We start from the raw sequence: 14871 nt of genomic DNA on the forward strand, positions 1-14871 counted from the left end.
TTCAAAAGATTGATCAGGTAAGGTTGTCCAAAGTTAGGTGACGCTTATCAGGGGATTGTTCGGCGGTTTTATGCGGCCTTGGGTCGTGAAGTCCGCCCGGCCGGGTTCATGCCGGTCGGGCGGGTGTGGTGTCCATCATTCGGACACCACCGCCCACCGGTCGGGTCGGGCCCCCTAGACTGGAGTGGTGATCAGTCGAATCGACCTCCGAGGTTCCACAGGCGACCCGCGCGACGCACTTCCGCGCGCCGAAATGGATGTGGCCGACGCCACCGAACGCGTCCGCCCCATCGTCGAAGACGTACGCCATCGTGGAACCGAAGCGCTGATCGAACTCACCGAACGCTTCGACGGCGTCCGGCTCACCGATGTCCGCGTCCCCAAGGACGTCATCGAGAGCGCCCTGGTCGACCTCGACCCCGCCGTGCGCGCCGCGCTGGAGGAGTCCATCCGTCGCGCACGCAAGGTCCACGCCGCCCAGCGCCGCACCGACCACACCACCCAGGTCGTCCCCGGCGGCACCGTCACCGAGAAGTGGGTGCCCGTCGAGCGGGTCGGCCTCTACGTCCCGGGTGGCCGCGCCGTCTACCCCTCCAGCGTCATCATGAACGTGGTCCCCGCCCAGGAGGCGGGGGTGTCCTCCCTCGCGGTCACCTCACCGCCCCAGAAGGACTTCGGCGGGCTGCCCCACCCGACCATCCTCGCCGCCTGCGCCCTGCTCGGCGTCGACGAGGTCTACGCGGTCGGCGGCGCCCAGGCCGTGGCGATGTTCGCCCACGGAACCGAGGACTGCCGCCGCACCGACATGGTCACCGGCCCGGGCAACATCTGGGTCGCCGCCGCCAAACGCCTGCTCAAGGGCGTCATCGGCATCGACGCCGAGGCCGGACCCACCGAGATCGCGATCCTTGCCGACCACACCGCCGACCCCGACTACGTCGCCGCCGACCTCATCAGCCAGGCCGAACACGACGTCGTCGCCGCCTCCGTCCTGGTGACCCCGGACGAGGCCCTGGCCGAGAAGGTCACCGAACGCCTCGCCGAACGCGTGGCCGCCACCCGGCACGGCGAACGCGTCCGGGAGGCCCTCTCGGGTCCGCAGTCCGGCATCGTCCTGGTCGACGACCTCGACCACGGGCTGGCCGTCGTGGACGCCTACGCCGCCGAGCACCTGGAGATCATGACCGTCGACGCCCCGGCCCTGGCCGACCGGGTGCGCAACGCCGGCGCCATCTTCGTGGGCGACCACAGCCCGGTCTCCCTGGGCGACTACGCGGCCGGCTCCAACCACGTGCTGCCCACCGGCGGCTGCGCCTGCCACACCGGTGGCCTGAGCGTGCAGACCTTCCTGCGCGGGGTGCACGTGGTCCACTACGACCGTGACGCGCTGGCCGACGTCGCCCACCACGTCATCACCCTGGCCGAGGCCGAGGACCTGCCCGCGCACGGCGAAGCCGTCGCCGCCCGCATGGACCACGACCCGAACCGGGACTGAGAACACCGACGCACCCGACGGAAGGACGTGCGGAGCCGGTCATACCGGAACCGCCCGCCCCTCCCACGACCCACCACGAGCGTGAAACCAGTGAGCTTCACCCTGAACGACCTGCCGTTGCGCGACGACCTGCGCGGGCGCTCGCCCTACGGTGCCCCGCAGTTGGACGTGCCGGTGGTCCTCAACACCAACGAGAACCCGCACGCGCCCTCATCGGCCCTGGCCAAGGCGCTGGCCGACGCCGTCGCCGGCACCGCCCTGGGTCTGAACCGCTACCCCGACCGGGACGCGGTCCGACTACGCGAGGGCCTGGCCGCCTACCTCGGCCACGGACTGACCTCGGACCATGTCTGGGCGGCCAACGGATCCAATGAGATCCTCCAGCAACTACTCCAGGCCTTCGGCGGCCCCGGCCGCACAGCCATGGGCTTCGAGCCGTCCTACTCGATGCACCCGATCATCTCCCGGGGCACCGGGACCGGATGGGTCTCGGTGCCGCGCGACGCCGACTTCCGGGTCGACGTCGACGCCGCCCTGGCCGCGATCGCCGAACACGCGCCCAGCGTCATCTTCCTGACCTCACCGAACAACCCCACCGGAACCGCTCTGGAAACGGACGCCATCGAGCGCATCGCCCAGGCGGCCCCCGGCGTGGTGGTCGTGGACGAGGCCTACGCCGAGTTCCGCCGCGAGGGCACCCCCAGCGCCCTCTCCCTCCTGGCGGAAAACCCCCGGATCATCGTCTCGCGCACCATGTCCAAGGCCTTCGCCCTGGCCGGCGCGCGGGTGGGCTACCTCGCCGCGCACCCCGCGGTGGTCGACGCCCTCCAACTGGTCCGCCTGCCCTACCACCTGTCGGCCGTCACCCAGGCGGTCGCCGTCACCGCCCTGGAGTACGCCGACGAACTCCTCGGCGCCGTCGCCGACCTGCGCGCCGAACGCGACGCCCTCGTCGCCTGGCTGCGCGAACACGGCTTCCGGGTCGCCGACTCCGACGCCAACTTCGTCCTGTTCGGGGAGTTCGAGGACCGCACGCGCGTGTGGCAGGACATGCTCGACCGCCGGGTCCTCATCCGCGAGGTCGGACCCCCCGGGTGGCTTCGCGTCACGGTCGGCACCTCGAAGGAGATGGCCGTCTTCCGCGAGACCCTCCTACAGGTCACCGGCCGCTGACCTCGCCCCGACTTCCCACCGCACCACCGAAGAGAGTGACCATGAGCCGCACCGGACGCATCGAACGCGCAACCAAGGAAACCAAGGTCCTGGTCGAGGTCGACCTGGACGGCACCGGCGTCGCCGACATCTCCACCGGTGTCGGCTTCTTCGACCACATGCTCGACCAGCTCGCCAAGCACGGCCTGTTCGACCTGACCGTGCGCACCGAGGGCGACCTGCACATCGACTCGCACCACACCATGGAGGACACCGCCCTGGCCCTGGGTGCCGCCTTCCGCGAGGCCCTCGGCGATCGTGCCGGCATCCGCCGCTTCGCCGACGCCAAGGTGCCCCTCGACGAGGCGCTGGCCGAGGTCACCGTCGACGTGTCCGGCCGCCCCTACCTGGTGCACAGCGAACCCGAGGGCATGGCCCCGACCATCGGCCGCGACTACGACACCACCATGACCCGGCACATCTTCGAGTCCTTCGTCGCCCAGGCCCGCGTGGCCCTGCACATCCACGTGCCCTACGGCCGTAACGCCCACCACATCGTCGAGGCCCAGTTCAAGGCGTTCGCCCGGGCGCTGCGCTTCGCCACCGAGGACGACCCGCGCGTGAACTGGGTGCCCTCCACCAAGGGCGTCCTGTAGATGGACACCGACCTTTGGGGGCTGCTCCTGATCATCCTGGGCGGGTTCCTCGCGGGTGGCGTCTACGCGATGTGGCACAGGAGCCGCTCGGTCGCCATCGGCCTGGCCGTCTGCGTCGTGCTCGCGATCGCCTTCGGCGCGTTGCGGCTCGGCTACCTCTAAGAAAGGCACACACCCGATGTCCTCACGTGTGGTCGTCCTCGACTACGGGTCGGGCAACCTGCGCTCGGCCCAACGCGCCATGGAACGAACCGGAGCCGACGTCACCGTCACCTCCGACCCCCATGTCGCGCTGGAGGCCGACGGGCTGGTCGTGCCCGGAGTCGGGGCCTTCAGCGCCTGCATGGCCAGCCTGAGGGCCGCCGGTGGGGACCGCGTCATCGACCGCCGTGTCGCCGGTGGGCGCCCGGTCCTGGGCATCTGCGTGGGCATGCAGGTCCTCTTCGACCGAGGGATCGAACAGGCCGACGTCAACGCCGCGGACAGCGCCACCGAGGGCTGCGGGGAGTGGCCCGGCACCGTCGAACGCATCAAGGCGCCCGTGGTGCCCCACATGGGGTGGAACACGGTCACCCCACCGGAGGGCACGCGCCTGTTCGCCGGGATCGACCCCGAGGAACGCTTCTACTTCGTGCACTCCTACGGGGTGCGCAACTGGGAGTTCGTCGCGGCCAGTGACCGCATCCCGGCGCCACTGGTGACCTGGTCCGAACACGGGGAGCCGTTCGTGGCCGCCGTGGAGAACGGGCCGCTGAGCGCCACCCAGTTCCACCCGGAGAAGTCCGGTGACGCCGGCGCCCGGGTCCTGGCCAACTGGGTCGAAGGACTCTGAGCAGACATATTTCGTGAACAGAACCGAGAACGAGAAGGCGAGTATGACCGGCGAGCAGATCACGTCCACCCCCGCACTCGAACTGCTGCCGGCGGTGGACGTCTCCGGCGGGCAGGCCGTCCAGCTCGTCCAGGGCAAGGCCGACACCGGCGGTAAGTACGGCGACCCCTACGAGGCCGCCATGGCCTGGCAGAACGCCGGCGCCGAGTGGATCCACCTGGTGGACCTGGACGCGGCCTTCGGGCGTGGGCACAACCGCGACCTGTTGGGCGACATCGTCGGCCGCCTCGACGTCAAGGTCGAGATGTCCGGCGGCATCCGTGACGACGAGTCGTTGGCCGCCGCCCTGGCCACCGGCTGCACCCGGGTGAACATCGGCACCGCCGCCCTGGAACACCCCGAGTGGTGCGCCAGGATCATCGCCGAGCACGGGGACAAGATCGCCATCGGCCTGGACGTGCGCGGCACCACCCTGGCCGCCCGCGGCTGGACCCGCGACGGCGGTGACCTCTTCGCGACCCTGGAGCGGCTGGAGACCGAGGGCTGCGCCCGCTACGTCGTCACCGACGTCAACAAGGACGGCATGCTCAAGGGCCCCAACCTGGACCTGCTGCGCACCGTGTGCGAGCGCACCGAGAAGCCGGTGGTGGCCAGCGGGGGCGTGTCCAGTCTCGCCGACCTGGAGGCCATCGCCGGTCTGGTTCCCGAGGGTGTCGAGGGCGCCATCATGGGCACCGCCCTGTACGAGGGCGCCTTCACCTTGGAGGACGCCCTGGCCCTGGTCGGGGGTGGGCGCCGATGAGCCTCGCGGTACGGGTCATCCCCTGCCTGGACGTGGACGCCGGGCGGGTGGTCAAGGGCGTCAACTTCGAGAACCTGCGCGACGCCGGCGACCCCGTGGAACTGGCGGGGACCTATGACGCGGGCGGTGCCGACGAGCTCACGTTCCTGGACGTGACCGCCTCCAGCGGCAACCGGGAGACCACCTACGACATGGTGCGCCGCACCGCCGACCAGGTGTTCATCCCGCTCACCGTCGGGGGAGGGGTGCGCGCCACCGAGGACGTGGACCGTCTGCTGCGCGCCGGCGCGGACAAGGTGGGGGTCAACACCGCCGCCATCACGCGCCCGGAACTGATCGGGGAGATCGCCGAACGCTTCGGCCGTCAGGTGCTGGTGCTCTCCGCCGACGTGCGCCGCGTCCGGGCCGGTGACGCCCCCACGACCAGCGGGTTCGAGGTCACCACGCACGGTGGGCGCAAGGGCACCGGGATCGATGCCCTGGAGTGGTGCGAGCGCGCCGCCGACCTGGGGGCGGGGGAGATCCTGCTCAACTCGATGGACGCCGACGGCACCAAGGCCGGGTTCGACCTGGAACTGATTCGGGCGGTGCGCGCCCGTGTGGGCGTCCCGCTGATCGCCTCGGGCGGTGCCGGAGCGGTGGAACACTTCGTGCCCGCCGTCGCCGCGGGCGCGGACGCGGTGTTGGCCGCGACGGTGTTCCATTTCGGAGAGTTCACCATCGCGGACGTGAAGAAGAGCCTGCGGGAGGCCGGTTACCCGGTCCGCTAGCACGTGGGTCCCGGGCCGGTCGGTGGATCGTCCCGGGACCCGACAAGAAAAAATTACCAATCGTGGTCAAGGCGTGGCGCTAAGTTAACTCAGTTGTGATTCGTGTGAGCATGAGGCCGTCCCAAGCACACGACACGGGAGTTCGCACCATCATGTCCGATCACTTCAGCGGCGGAGTCATCCGTCGAATCGCGACCCTGGCGACCGCCGGGTTCGTCGCCCTGAGCGGGGCGGCCCTCTTCGCCCCCTCCGCGTCCGCCGACGACCTGGAGCGCACCCCCCGCGAGGTCATCGAGCAGATCGAGGCCCAGAGCTGGCCCAACTACTCGATCGAGAACCCCGGCCCCAGCGTCGACATCCGGTTCGCCCTCTCCTTCCTGAACGACCTCGGGTTCATCACCCCCGACCCCGGTGACGAGTTCACCGAGGACGTCGAGGCGACGATCTCCGAGTTCGACGGTCACTACGACCTCAACGACGACGCCACCCTGGAGTCGCAGACCTGGATCAAGATCCGCAACCTGCACTTCCCGAGTGAGGCCGACGCCTACGAGGTCGGTGACCGCGGCTGGGCCGTCATCGGCATCAAGGCGATCCTCAACGAGAAGTTCGGCGCGGACCTGGACGAGACCAGCGGTCTGTACGACGAGGACACCGCCGCCGCGGTCGAGGCCGCCCAGGAGGAGCTCGGCATCGGCGTCGACGGTGCCTTCGGGTGGCTGAGTTACAAGGGTGTGGTCACCTACGAGGGTGAGGCGGCGGCCGACGCCTCCAGCGATGACGTCGCCGCTGAGGAGGCCCCGGCCGAGGATGCCGAGGGCGCGGAGGGCGCCGAGGCCGGTGTCCTGACCGAGGGTGTCGAGGAGGCCGAGCGCGACCACCACTAGTTCGGCGACTGTTCCTCGCCGTTGCCGCGCCACGCGGGCCCGGACACCCCAGGAGGGGCGTCCGGGCCCCTTTGCTTTCCCGGACACCGCTTGAAACCGGAAAATCTTAATCGTTATTGAAGCGTGGCGCTGCATTGCCTTTTCCGTTATGAGTGTGAGCATGTCCACGTCTCAACCGCACGACAGGGGAGATCACACCCATCATGTCCGAGTACCTCAACAGCGACTTCGCTCGTCGCGTCGTCTCGTTGGCCACCGCCGGCTTCATCGCCTTCGGTGGTGTCGTCATGGTCGCTCCGACCGCTTCCGCCGACGACTACGAGCGCACCCCCGACGAGGTGATCGAGCAGATCGAGGCCCGCTCCTGGCCCGTCTACTCGGTGGACCAGCCCGGCCCGAGCGAGGACATCCGAGCCGTCCAGTACTTCCTGGCCGCCCTCGGGCACAACATCCCGGAAGAGCCGGGGGACGAGTTCGACGAGGAAGTGGAAGCGCTGATCCTCGCGTTCGAGGAGGAAGCGGGGACCATCGAGGAGAACGGGGTCCTGGAGTCCCAGACCTGGGTCAAGCTCAGGAACACGCTCTTCCCCTCTGAGGCCGACGCCTACCAGGTCGGGGACCAGGGCCCGGCCGTCGTCGCCATCAAGATCCTGCTCAACGCCAAGTTCGGCGCCGACCTCGACGAGACCGACGACGTCTACAACGAGGACACCGCGGCGGCCGTTGAGGCGGCCCAGGAGGAATCCGGAATCGGCGTGGACGGCGCCTACGGTCGTATGACCTTCAAGTGCTCCATCACCAAGCCCGAGGCGGGGGCGCCCGGGGAGAAGTGCGTCGACGAAGGGGCCTCGGCCGACGAGGAGTCGGTCGTCGACGAGGAGCTGGAGCCCGTCGAGGAGTCCGACGACGAGAAGACGCCGGCCGGCCACGGCTACCACTAGTACGTCACCGGCGGTTCCCTGACACCGACTCGCCACACGGGCCCGGACACCCTCGAAGGGGATGTCCGGGCCTTCCTCGTGGCAGGCGAACAGAAGTTCGTTTGGACGGAATAGCCCGGATGCGTCCGGCGCTGAAACAATCCGGTGGAGGCTTGTCGGTGCCGCTGGATAGGTTGTGCGGACACCCCACGACCGCACCCGGACACAACCGGGCTCGTCGGGGTGCGAACACACCGGTTCACCGGTCCGGGAACAGAAAGCGGGGGCGCATGGCGCAGGGCACGACTACGGTGGGGCCGGAGGAACGGGAGGACACCCCCGGATCCGATTCCGGGTCCACGTCCACCGGTGACACCTCCGGGCGGGCCCAGTACAAACGGGTCTTCACCCGCGGTCTGCGGGTCCTGTGGGTCGCGGCCCGCACCGAACCCTGGATCTTCCTCCTCGCCGTCGGCGGCGCCATGACGCACGCCGCGGTCACGGTCGCCTCCGCCTCGGTCCTGGGCCACATCACCGACCACACCATCCTGCCCGCCTTCGCCGCGGGCGAGGCCACCCTGGCCGTGCTCACCGGGGCCGCCGGCCTTCTCCTGGCCGTAGGACTCGGCAAGGCCATCGGCCTGGCCATCCGACGCCTGCTCGCCGGCTTCATGCAGTTCCGCATGCAGGCCCGTTACCGACGCTCCGTGGCCCGCAAGTACCTCGAACTACCGCTCTCCTGGCACCACCGTCACCCCACCGGACAGCTGCTCTCCAACGCCAACGCCGACGTCGAGGCCACCTGGCAGCCGCTCGCACCCCTACCGATGGCCGTGGGCAGCGTGTTCATGCTGATCATCGCCGCCGTCGCCATGGTCGTCACCGACCCGGTCCTCGCCCTGGTCGCCTTCGTCGTCTTCCCGGCCCTGGCCATCGCCAACGTCATCTTCCAACGCCGTGTCTCCCCGATGGCCTCCCGCGCCCAGTCGCTGCGTGCCGAGGTCAGCGGGGTCGCCCACGAGTCCTTCGACGGGGCCCTGGTCGTCAAGACCCTCGGCCGTGAGGACACCGAGACCGAACGCTTCGCCGACGCCGCCCACCGCCTGCGCGACGCCCTCATCCAGGTCGGCCGGCTGCGCTCCATGTTCGATCCGTTCATGGAGTCCCTGCCCAACCTCGGCGTCCTCGCCGTCCTGCTCCTGGGCATGTGGCGCCTGTCCACCGGCGCCATCGACCCCGGCGAACTCGTCCAGATCGCCTTCCTGTTCACCCTGCTGGCCCAACCCATCCGCTCCTTCGGTTGGCTCCTGGGCGACCTGCCCCGCAGCGTCGTGGGCTGGGACCGTGTCCAGTCCGTCCTGCGAGCCGGCGGATCCATGGTCTACGGCGACCGGACCCTGGAATCCTCGCCCCGCGGCCTGGCCCTGAGCGCACGCGACGTCACCTTCTCCTACGCCGACTCCTACGACGCCGACGGCGGCGGACGCGACCTCATGGACGACCCCGACGTCCACGAACGCCGCACCATGGTCCTCAACGGTGTCGACCTCGACATCGCCCCCGGGCGCACCGTCGCCATCGTCGGCCCCACCGGATCGGGTAAATCCACCCTCACCACGGTCCTGATGCGCCTGGTCGACCCCGACACCGGAACCGTCGCCTACGACGGCGTCGACCTGCGCGAACTGGCCCGCGACCAGGTACCCCACACCGCCGCGCTCGTCCCACAGAGCACCTTCGTGTTCGAGGACACCGTCCGCGACAACATCACCCTGGGCATCGACGCCGACGACGAACAGGTCTGGGCCGCCCTGCGCCTGGCCCGCGCCGACGGATTCATCGGCGCGCTCGACGGTGGACTCGACGCCGAACTCGGCGAGAAGGGCACCACCCTGTCCGGCGGCCAACGCCAACGCCTGGCCCTGGCCCGCGCCATCGTGCGCCGGCCGCGCCTGCTCATCATGGACGACGCCACCTCGGCGGTCGACCCGCAGATCGAGGCGCAGATCCTCGCCGGCCTGCGCGAACGCGACGACGCCGCCACCGTCGTCCTGGTCGCCTACCGACGCGCCACCATCGAACTCGCCGACGAGGTCCTCTACATGGAGGGCGGTCGCATCCTGGCACGCGGTACCCACGACGAACTCCTCACCACGTCGTCCGGATACAACCGTCTGGTCACCGCCTACGAGCGCGCCTCCGCCGAGAACGAGGCGGAACGCACCCCGATCCCCGAGGAACCGGGACCGGCCGAACCCCACCTTCGAGGACCAGGCACCGACTCCAAGGAGGAGAGCACCCGATGAGCGCACCCACACGGGCCCGTACCGACGACAGGTCGGCCCGGGACACCGAGGGGCCGCGCCCCACGGGTGACCAGGCCCCCGCACTGCACCGCAGCGACGACGGCGCGTTCGGCACGATCAAGCGCGGCCTGCGACTCTCCCCGGAGTTCGCCAAGGGACTGTGGCTCACCCTCGTCTTCGCCGTGGTCGCCACCGCCGGCAAGGTCATCGTGCCCATCGCCGTGCAGCAGATCATCGACAACGGTCTCACCGCCGAGGGCGGCCCCGACCTGGCCTTCGTCACCCGCATGGTCACCGGCTGCGCAGCGCTGCTGGTCGTCACCATGTTCTGCTCCTACCTGATGAACCTGCGCCTGTACCGGGCCACCGAGTCCGGGCTGGCCACCCTGCGCCGCAAGGCCTTCAGACACGTCCACGACCTGTCCGTCCTGACCCAGAACAGCGAGCGCAAGGGCGCTCTGGTCTCCCGAGTCACCGGCGACGTCGACCAGATCAGCCACTTCATGCAGTGGGGCGGGCTCCTCCTGCTGGTCAGCACCGGCCAACTCCTGGTCGCCACCACCCTCATGGCGATCTACTCCTGGCAGCTCACCATCGTGGTGTGGCTCTGCTTCCTGCCGCTGCTGTTCGGGGTCCGTTGGCTCCAAAAGCTCCTGTCCAAGGCCTACCTGAAGGTCCGGGAACGCACCGGTGACATGCTCGGCGCCATCGGCGAGACCGTCATGGGCGCCGCCGTCATCCGCGCCCACGGCACCGAGGAGCGCACCGCCGGCCGCATCGACACCACCGTCCTGGCGACCCGCAAGGCCCAGGTCAGGGCCCAACAGCTCTCCATGGCGGTGTCGCCCTTCGCCGAGATCGTCTCCGCGATCGCCAACGCCGCCGTCGTCATGGTCGGTGTGTGGCTGGGCGTGGGCGGCGACCTCACCGCCGGGCAGCTCATCGCCTTCCTGTTCCTGATGACGCTGTTCGTGCAGCCCATGATGATGGCCACCGAGATCTTCAACGAGGCACAGAACGCCATCGCCGGCTGGCGGCGCGTCCTGGGCGTCCTGGACACCGTCCCCGACATCGCCGACCCCGGCGAGGCCGGCCGCGTCCTTCCCCGCGGCGCCGTCCAGGTCGACTTCGACCACGTCACCTACGCCTACCCCGAGGGTCCCGTCGTCCTGGACGACATCGGCGTGCGCATCACACCGGGCAGCCGGGTGGCGGTCGTCGGCGAGACCGGCTCCGGCAAGACCACCTTCGTCAAGCTGCTCACCCGGCTCATGGACCCCGACGACGGCACCGTCCTCGTGGACGGGGTGGACCTGCGCGAGGTCGCCTTCTCCTCGCTGCGCAGCCGCGTGGTGATGGTGCCGCAGGAGGGCTTCCTGTTCGACAGCTCCCTGGGCGACAACATCCGCTTCGCCCGACCCGAGAGCACCGACGTCGAACTGGAGGCCGCCGTCACCGAACTCGGTCTCGCCGACTGGCTGGGCAGCCTCGCCCACGGCCTGGACACACCGGTCGGCCAGCGAGGCGAGTCCCTGTCGGCGGGGGAGCGCCAACTCGTCGCCCTCGTGCGCGCCTACGTCGCCGACCCCGACCTCCTCGTGCTCGACGAGGCCACCTCGGCCGTGGACCCGCACACCGAGACGCGCATCCAGCGCGCCCTGGACCGGCTCACCCGAGGCCGCACCTCCGTGGCCATCGCCCACCGACTGTCCACCGCCGAGGCCGCCGACCGGGTTCTGGTCTTCGACGACGGCCGCATCGTCCAGAGCGGATCCCACGACGAACTCGTGGCCCGCCCGGGCGTGTACGCGGACCTGCACGCCTCCTGGGTCAGCTCTTCGGCCTAGATCGTGTGTGAGCGGGCACCACCCGGTCACCCGCTCGAAGAAGCACGTCCCCACCAGTGGGCGGCCAGCAGTTCGGCCACCACCGGTTCGGTCAACAGGCGCACGTCCGGGTCGCCGTCACCCGGATAGCGCAGGGTCAGCGCCGCCCCCGGCACGCGTTCGCGGTCGGGGGTGGCGCCCACCGCCACGAACGCGCCCCGCAACTGCACCAGGTGCTCGGCGAACCTCTGGTCGTACAGGGAGCCGGCGAACAACAGCGCCCGGTAGTCCGTCACCGCCGCGAGGTGCCGATCGGTGTGCGACCACTCCCCGGTCTCCGCCTCGTACGCCGGGCGGACCGGACCCCGGCGCAACACCTGGACCCCCTGCCCGGCCGAAGCGATCCGCTCCGCCGGCGCCACCAGGTGCACACCCGTGGGGGAGTCCAGCACCTCCGCGACCTCGGGCACCCAGTCGGGGGCCTTGTCCAGCAACGTCCCCACCGCGTTGGCCACCCGGAGCAACAGGCCGGGGAAGTTCCCGCTGCCGCCCACGGGAGCGCCCAACCGATGCCCCAACAACAGCAACAAGGCCAGGGCGTGCTGATAGGCGCGACATCCCAGCCCCGACGCCTCCGTTCCGGCGTGCAACGGCACCAGAAGGTCCGCGTAGCGCGCCACCACCGTGTCGGAGTCCGGCGCCAGCACCACCACGGGAGAGCGCCCCACGTAGCGGTCCAGGACCGTGCTCAGCTCCCGCTGACCATCGCCCAGGGTCACCGCCACCACGAGGGTCTCCGCGCCCGCGGGTGGTTCCTCCACCGAGGTCGACGGGTCGGCGCTCGCCCCGATCCCCGCCCGGCGCAGCCGCGCCGCGGCCACCTCGCACGCCCGCCGCGCCGGACCCAACGCCAGGAACCGCACCGAGGCGGGTTCGTCGTCCAACAGGGCCGGCAGCGCGGAGTAGGGGTCCCAACGGGGGAACCTGCGGGCCAGCGCGGCCAGCGCGTCGGGCTTGCCCGCCAGATCGGCGGCCAGGGACTCGGCGGTCAAAGTGGGAACCCTCCAGGTCGTCGAGGCGAGGGGCGCCGTCGCGCACGATCGCACTCTAGAACGTGTGAGCCCGCACCCGTTGGCCGGTACCCGGTGAACATCGCCGGCCGAGCGCCCATAACCTGGTGGCATGAGCGTCACCAACCTCGACCCGGACATCGCCGCGCGCCTGAAGCGGAACCCGGACGGACTCGTCCCCGCCATCGTGCAGCAGCACGACACCGGGGAGGTCCTCATGCTCGCCTGGATGGACGACGAGGCCCTGCACCGCACCCTCACCACCCGCGAGGGCACCTACTGGTCCCGCAGCCGGGGCGAGTACTGGGTCAAGGGCGCGACCTCCGGCCACACCCAGCGTGTGGTGTCGGTCGCACTCGACTGCGACGGCGACACCCTCCTGGTCCGAGTCGACCAGACCGGTGCGGCCTGCCACACCGGAGACCACACCTGCTTCGACGCGGGACGGCTGCTGTGACCTCCACCTCCACATCCACCCGGTCCACGGGCAGCGGACGCGAGTACGGGATCGTCACACTCGCCATGGCCGCCGGCGCCGCCCTCATGCTCGCCGCGTCCGGCCGCGTGTGGGTGACCGGCATGCTCGGTTCACCCGGCCCCGTCGCCCCGGTTCCCGTCGAGGTCATCGGCGGCGACCTCACCGGGGCCCTCAGCGGCCTGGGCTGGGCCGGACTCGCCGGCATCGCCGGACTCTACGCGGCCCGCTCCTGGTCCCGACGCGTGGTGGGCGCCCTCATCGCCGCCTGCGGCGCGTTCGCGCTCACCGCCCTGTGGTCGGCGACCCGGCCCGGCACGCTCACCTCGGCCATCGTCGAGTTCGCCACCGACACCGCGGGCACCGGCGAGGTCGTGGGCGCCCCCGAGATCCACGCCCTGGGCCCCGTGATGGGAGCGGCCGGCGCGGTCCTGCTGATTCTCAGCGGCCTCGTCGCCGTTGTGCGCGCCCCCTCCTGGCCCGGTATGGGAAACCGGTACGATCGGGACGCCGCACCGCGCCCGCAGAAGGCGGAGACGCCCGCCGACCTGTGGAAATCCTTGGACGCCGGTGACGACCCCACACTCGACTCCCCGGGCGACGGCACGCCCGCCCAAGAGCCACGGGCGGACCGAGCCGAACCCGGTGACGACACAGAACCCGTAAAGCCGTCCGACCGGCCGGCCGAACCGAAGGAGAACCACTGATGGCCGACGCGCACCTCGAAGAACACGACGACCACGGCAACACCGTCTCCGCCTGGTTCCTCACCCTCTCCTGGATCGTGGCCTGGACCGTGGCCGCGGTCATCATCATCATGGGCGGCTCCCTGGTCACCTGGACCGTCATCGCCCTGGTCGCCAGCGTCGTGTTCGCCGTGATCGCCGGTGTGATGAAGAAGGCCGGCCTGGGCCGCAAGACACCGCGTCCGGTGCCGCCCACGCGCGAGGAGTGGGAAACGGGTCGTGAGTCCGCGGCCACGAGCGGCAACTAGCGACAGTGCGGGACGGGTCCGGGAAAGCGCAGCTCACAACGGATGAGTAACGTAAAATGGACGTAGGTCCCACCGGGAAGGTACATTTTCAGCACCGGCCCTTCCCGCCGTTTTCGAAGACGGTCGGCGCTGTCTCGCCGATCTGTCATGATTCGAATTCGCCGGCCTGCCGAGTCTGGTGATTTCCAACCTTGTCCCTCGTTGGGAACCACGTGTGCCCAGGCCGCATCACACCAGACAGAACCCCTTGTCCTCTTCCGGAAAGACACTCCACTCATGAGCTATGGTCCCCCGCCTCCCGGCAACCCCGGCCCGCCTCCCGGTGGCTACGGCACCGGTGGGTACGGTCCGCCTCCCGGCGGCTACGGTCCGCCCAGTGGGGGCCAGCCCGGTTTCGGGGGTCAGCCCCCCGTCGGTGCCGAGCCGCCCAAGACGTACCTGTGGATGAACATCGTCGGCATCTTCACCTGCACCGTGGCCGGCATCATCGGCCTCATCTTCGCCCTCCAGGTGAACAGCAAGTGGCAGATGGGCGACTACGCGGGCGCCGAGTCCTCGTCCAACACCGCCAAGATCACCGGCATCATCAGCCTGGTCGGCCTTGGTCTGTGGATCGCCTACTTCATCTTCTGGATCATCATGGTGGTCATCGCCATGAGCACCACGCCGTCGTACTACTAGTCGAC

General features: G+C 70.0%; 16 protein-coding genes. 15 read left to right on the top strand and 1 reads right to left on the bottom strand.

Features of this window, described 5'->3' with window-relative positions; genetic code table 11:
- Positions 1 to 187: 187 nt before the first annotated feature.
- The 11 genes from hisD (at position 188) to ACWGKS_RS04635 (ending at position 11667) form a co-directional block, all read left to right on the top strand.
- Complete coding sequence (gene hisD, locus ACWGKS_RS04585) at positions 188 to 1495, top strand: histidinol dehydrogenase (RefSeq protein ID WP_452521722.1); 1308 nt, start codon at positions 188 to 190, stop codon at positions 1493 to 1495.
- A 90-nt stretch (positions 1496 to 1585) separates the two neighbouring features.
- Entirely contained in the window at positions 1586 to 2668 is a 1083-nt protein-coding gene (locus tag ACWGKS_RS04590; RefSeq protein WP_452521724.1) for a histidinol-phosphate transaminase, read from the top strand.
- A gap of 41 nt (positions 2669 to 2709) precedes the next feature.
- Entirely contained in the window at positions 2710 to 3303 is a 594-nt protein-coding gene (gene hisB, locus ACWGKS_RS04595) for an imidazoleglycerol-phosphate dehydratase HisB (RefSeq protein ID WP_358510799.1), read from the top strand.
- Complete coding sequence (locus ACWGKS_RS04600) at positions 3304 to 3465, top strand: hypothetical protein (protein WP_358510796.1); 162 nt, start codon at positions 3304 to 3306, stop codon at positions 3463 to 3465.
- 16 nt (positions 3466 to 3481) lie between these two features.
- Positions 3482 to 4135 (top strand): imidazole glycerol phosphate synthase subunit HisH, encoded by a 654-nt coding sequence (hisH, locus tag ACWGKS_RS04605; RefSeq protein WP_358510793.1) that lies wholly within the window; start codon positions 3482 to 3484, stop codon positions 4133 to 4135.
- Between the two features lie 43 nt (positions 4136 to 4178).
- A complete protein-coding gene (gene priA / locus ACWGKS_RS04610) occupies positions 4179 to 4937 on the top strand; it encodes a bifunctional 1-(5-phosphoribosyl)-5-((5-phosphoribosylamino)methylideneamino)imidazole-4-carboxamide isomerase/phosphoribosylanthranilate isomerase PriA (RefSeq protein WP_358510832.1) in 759 nt (252 codons plus the stop codon).
- A complete protein-coding gene (gene hisF, locus ACWGKS_RS04615) occupies positions 4934 to 5707 on the top strand; it encodes an imidazole glycerol phosphate synthase subunit HisF (protein ID WP_358510790.1) in 774 nt (257 codons plus the stop codon). Before priA ends, hisF begins: the two co-directional genes overlap by 4 nt.
- Positions 5708 to 5859: 152 nt before the next feature.
- Complete coding sequence (locus ACWGKS_RS04620; RefSeq protein ID WP_358510787.1) at positions 5860 to 6594, top strand: peptidoglycan-binding protein; 735 nt, start codon at positions 5860 to 5862, stop codon at positions 6592 to 6594.
- A 203-nt stretch (positions 6595 to 6797) separates the two neighbouring features.
- Positions 6798 to 7535, top strand: a complete 738-nt coding sequence (locus ACWGKS_RS04625; RefSeq protein ID WP_358510784.1) for a peptidoglycan-binding protein — start codon at positions 6798 to 6800, stop codon at positions 7533 to 7535.
- Between the two features lie 269 nt (positions 7536 to 7804).
- Positions 7805 to 9820 (top strand): ABC transporter ATP-binding protein, encoded by a 2016-nt coding sequence (locus ACWGKS_RS04630; protein WP_358510781.1) that lies wholly within the window; start codon positions 7805 to 7807, stop codon positions 9818 to 9820.
- Positions 9817 to 11667 carry an ABC transporter ATP-binding protein gene (locus ACWGKS_RS04635; RefSeq protein ID WP_452456844.1) on the top strand — a complete coding sequence of 617 codons (1851 nt, stop codon included), beginning with the start codon at positions 9817 to 9819 and terminating at the stop codon, positions 11665 to 11667. The genes ACWGKS_RS04630 and ACWGKS_RS04635 overlap by 4 nt, the downstream gene beginning before the upstream one ends.
- A 26-nt stretch (positions 11668 to 11693) precedes the next feature.
- Here ACWGKS_RS04635 and ACWGKS_RS04640 read toward each other — a convergent pair whose 3' ends face one another.
- A complete protein-coding gene (locus ACWGKS_RS04640) occupies positions 11694 to 12698 on the bottom strand; it encodes a sugar isomerase (protein WP_452521728.1) in 1005 nt (334 codons plus the stop codon).
- Positions 12699 to 12828: 130 nt separating this feature from the next.
- Between ACWGKS_RS04640 and hisI the strand changes: the two genes are divergently transcribed.
- The 4 genes from hisI to ACWGKS_RS04660 all read left to right on the top strand — a co-directional run bounded on the left by hisI (position 12829) and on the right by ACWGKS_RS04660 (position 14866).
- On the top strand, positions 12829 to 13173 hold the full coding sequence (gene hisI / locus ACWGKS_RS04645) for a phosphoribosyl-AMP cyclohydrolase (RefSeq protein ID WP_067602948.1): 345 nt from the start codon (positions 12829 to 12831) through the stop codon (positions 13171 to 13173).
- Between the two features lie 65 nt (positions 13174 to 13238).
- Positions 13239 to 13898 (top strand): Trp biosynthesis-associated membrane protein, encoded by a 660-nt coding sequence (locus ACWGKS_RS04650; protein WP_452521854.1) that lies wholly within the window; start codon positions 13239 to 13241, stop codon positions 13896 to 13898.
- Positions 13898 to 14185 (top strand): HGxxPAAW family protein, encoded by a 288-nt coding sequence (locus ACWGKS_RS04655; protein ID WP_358510769.1) that lies wholly within the window; start codon positions 13898 to 13900, stop codon positions 14183 to 14185. Before ACWGKS_RS04650 ends, ACWGKS_RS04655 begins: the two co-directional genes overlap by 1 nt.
- Before the next feature lie 276 nt (positions 14186 to 14461).
- The gene (locus ACWGKS_RS04660) at positions 14462 to 14866 is read left to right on the top strand and encodes a CD225/dispanin family protein (RefSeq protein ID WP_358510766.1); all 405 of its coding nucleotides are present in this window, start codon (positions 14462 to 14464) and stop codon (positions 14864 to 14866) included.
- Positions 14867 to 14871: the final 5 nt, after the last annotated feature.

It is taken from the genome of Nocardiopsis sp. NPDC055879 (assembly GCF_053615935.1).

Coding starts and splice junctions, on each gene's coding strand:
- hisI (WP_067602948.1), top strand. CDS start 12,829: ATGAGCGTCACCAACCTCGACCCGGACATCGCCGCGCGCCTGAAGCGG.
- hisB (WP_358510799.1), top strand. CDS start 2,710: ATGAGCCGCACCGGACGCATCGAACGCGCAACCAAGGAAACCAAGGTC.
- ACWGKS_RS04650 (WP_452521854.1), top strand. CDS start 13,239: ATGGCCGCCGGCGCCGCCCTCATGCTCGCCGCGTCCGGCCGCGTGTGG.
- hisH (WP_358510793.1), top strand. CDS start 3,482: ATGTCCTCACGTGTGGTCGTCCTCGACTACGGGTCGGGCAACCTGCGC.
- ACWGKS_RS04600 (WP_358510796.1), top strand. CDS start 3,304: ATGGACACCGACCTTTGGGGGCTGCTCCTGATCATCCTGGGCGGGTTC.
- priA (WP_358510832.1), top strand. CDS start 4,179: ATGACCGGCGAGCAGATCACGTCCACCCCCGCACTCGAACTGCTGCCG.
- ACWGKS_RS04635 (WP_452456844.1), top strand. CDS start 9,817: ATGAGCGCACCCACACGGGCCCGTACCGACGACAGGTCGGCCCGGGAC.
- ACWGKS_RS04620 (WP_358510787.1), top strand. CDS start 5,860: ATGTCCGATCACTTCAGCGGCGGAGTCATCCGTCGAATCGCGACCCTG.
- ACWGKS_RS04630 (WP_358510781.1), top strand. CDS start 7,805: ATGGCGCAGGGCACGACTACGGTGGGGCCGGAGGAACGGGAGGACACC.
- ACWGKS_RS04625 (WP_358510784.1), top strand. CDS start 6,798: ATGTCCGAGTACCTCAACAGCGACTTCGCTCGTCGCGTCGTCTCGTTG.
- ACWGKS_RS04660 (WP_358510766.1), top strand. CDS start 14,462: ATGAGCTATGGTCCCCCGCCTCCCGGCAACCCCGGCCCGCCTCCCGGT.
- hisF (WP_358510790.1), top strand. CDS start 4,934: ATGAGCCTCGCGGTACGGGTCATCCCCTGCCTGGACGTGGACGCCGGG.
- ACWGKS_RS04655 (WP_358510769.1), top strand. CDS start 13,898: ATGGCCGACGCGCACCTCGAAGAACACGACGACCACGGCAACACCGTC.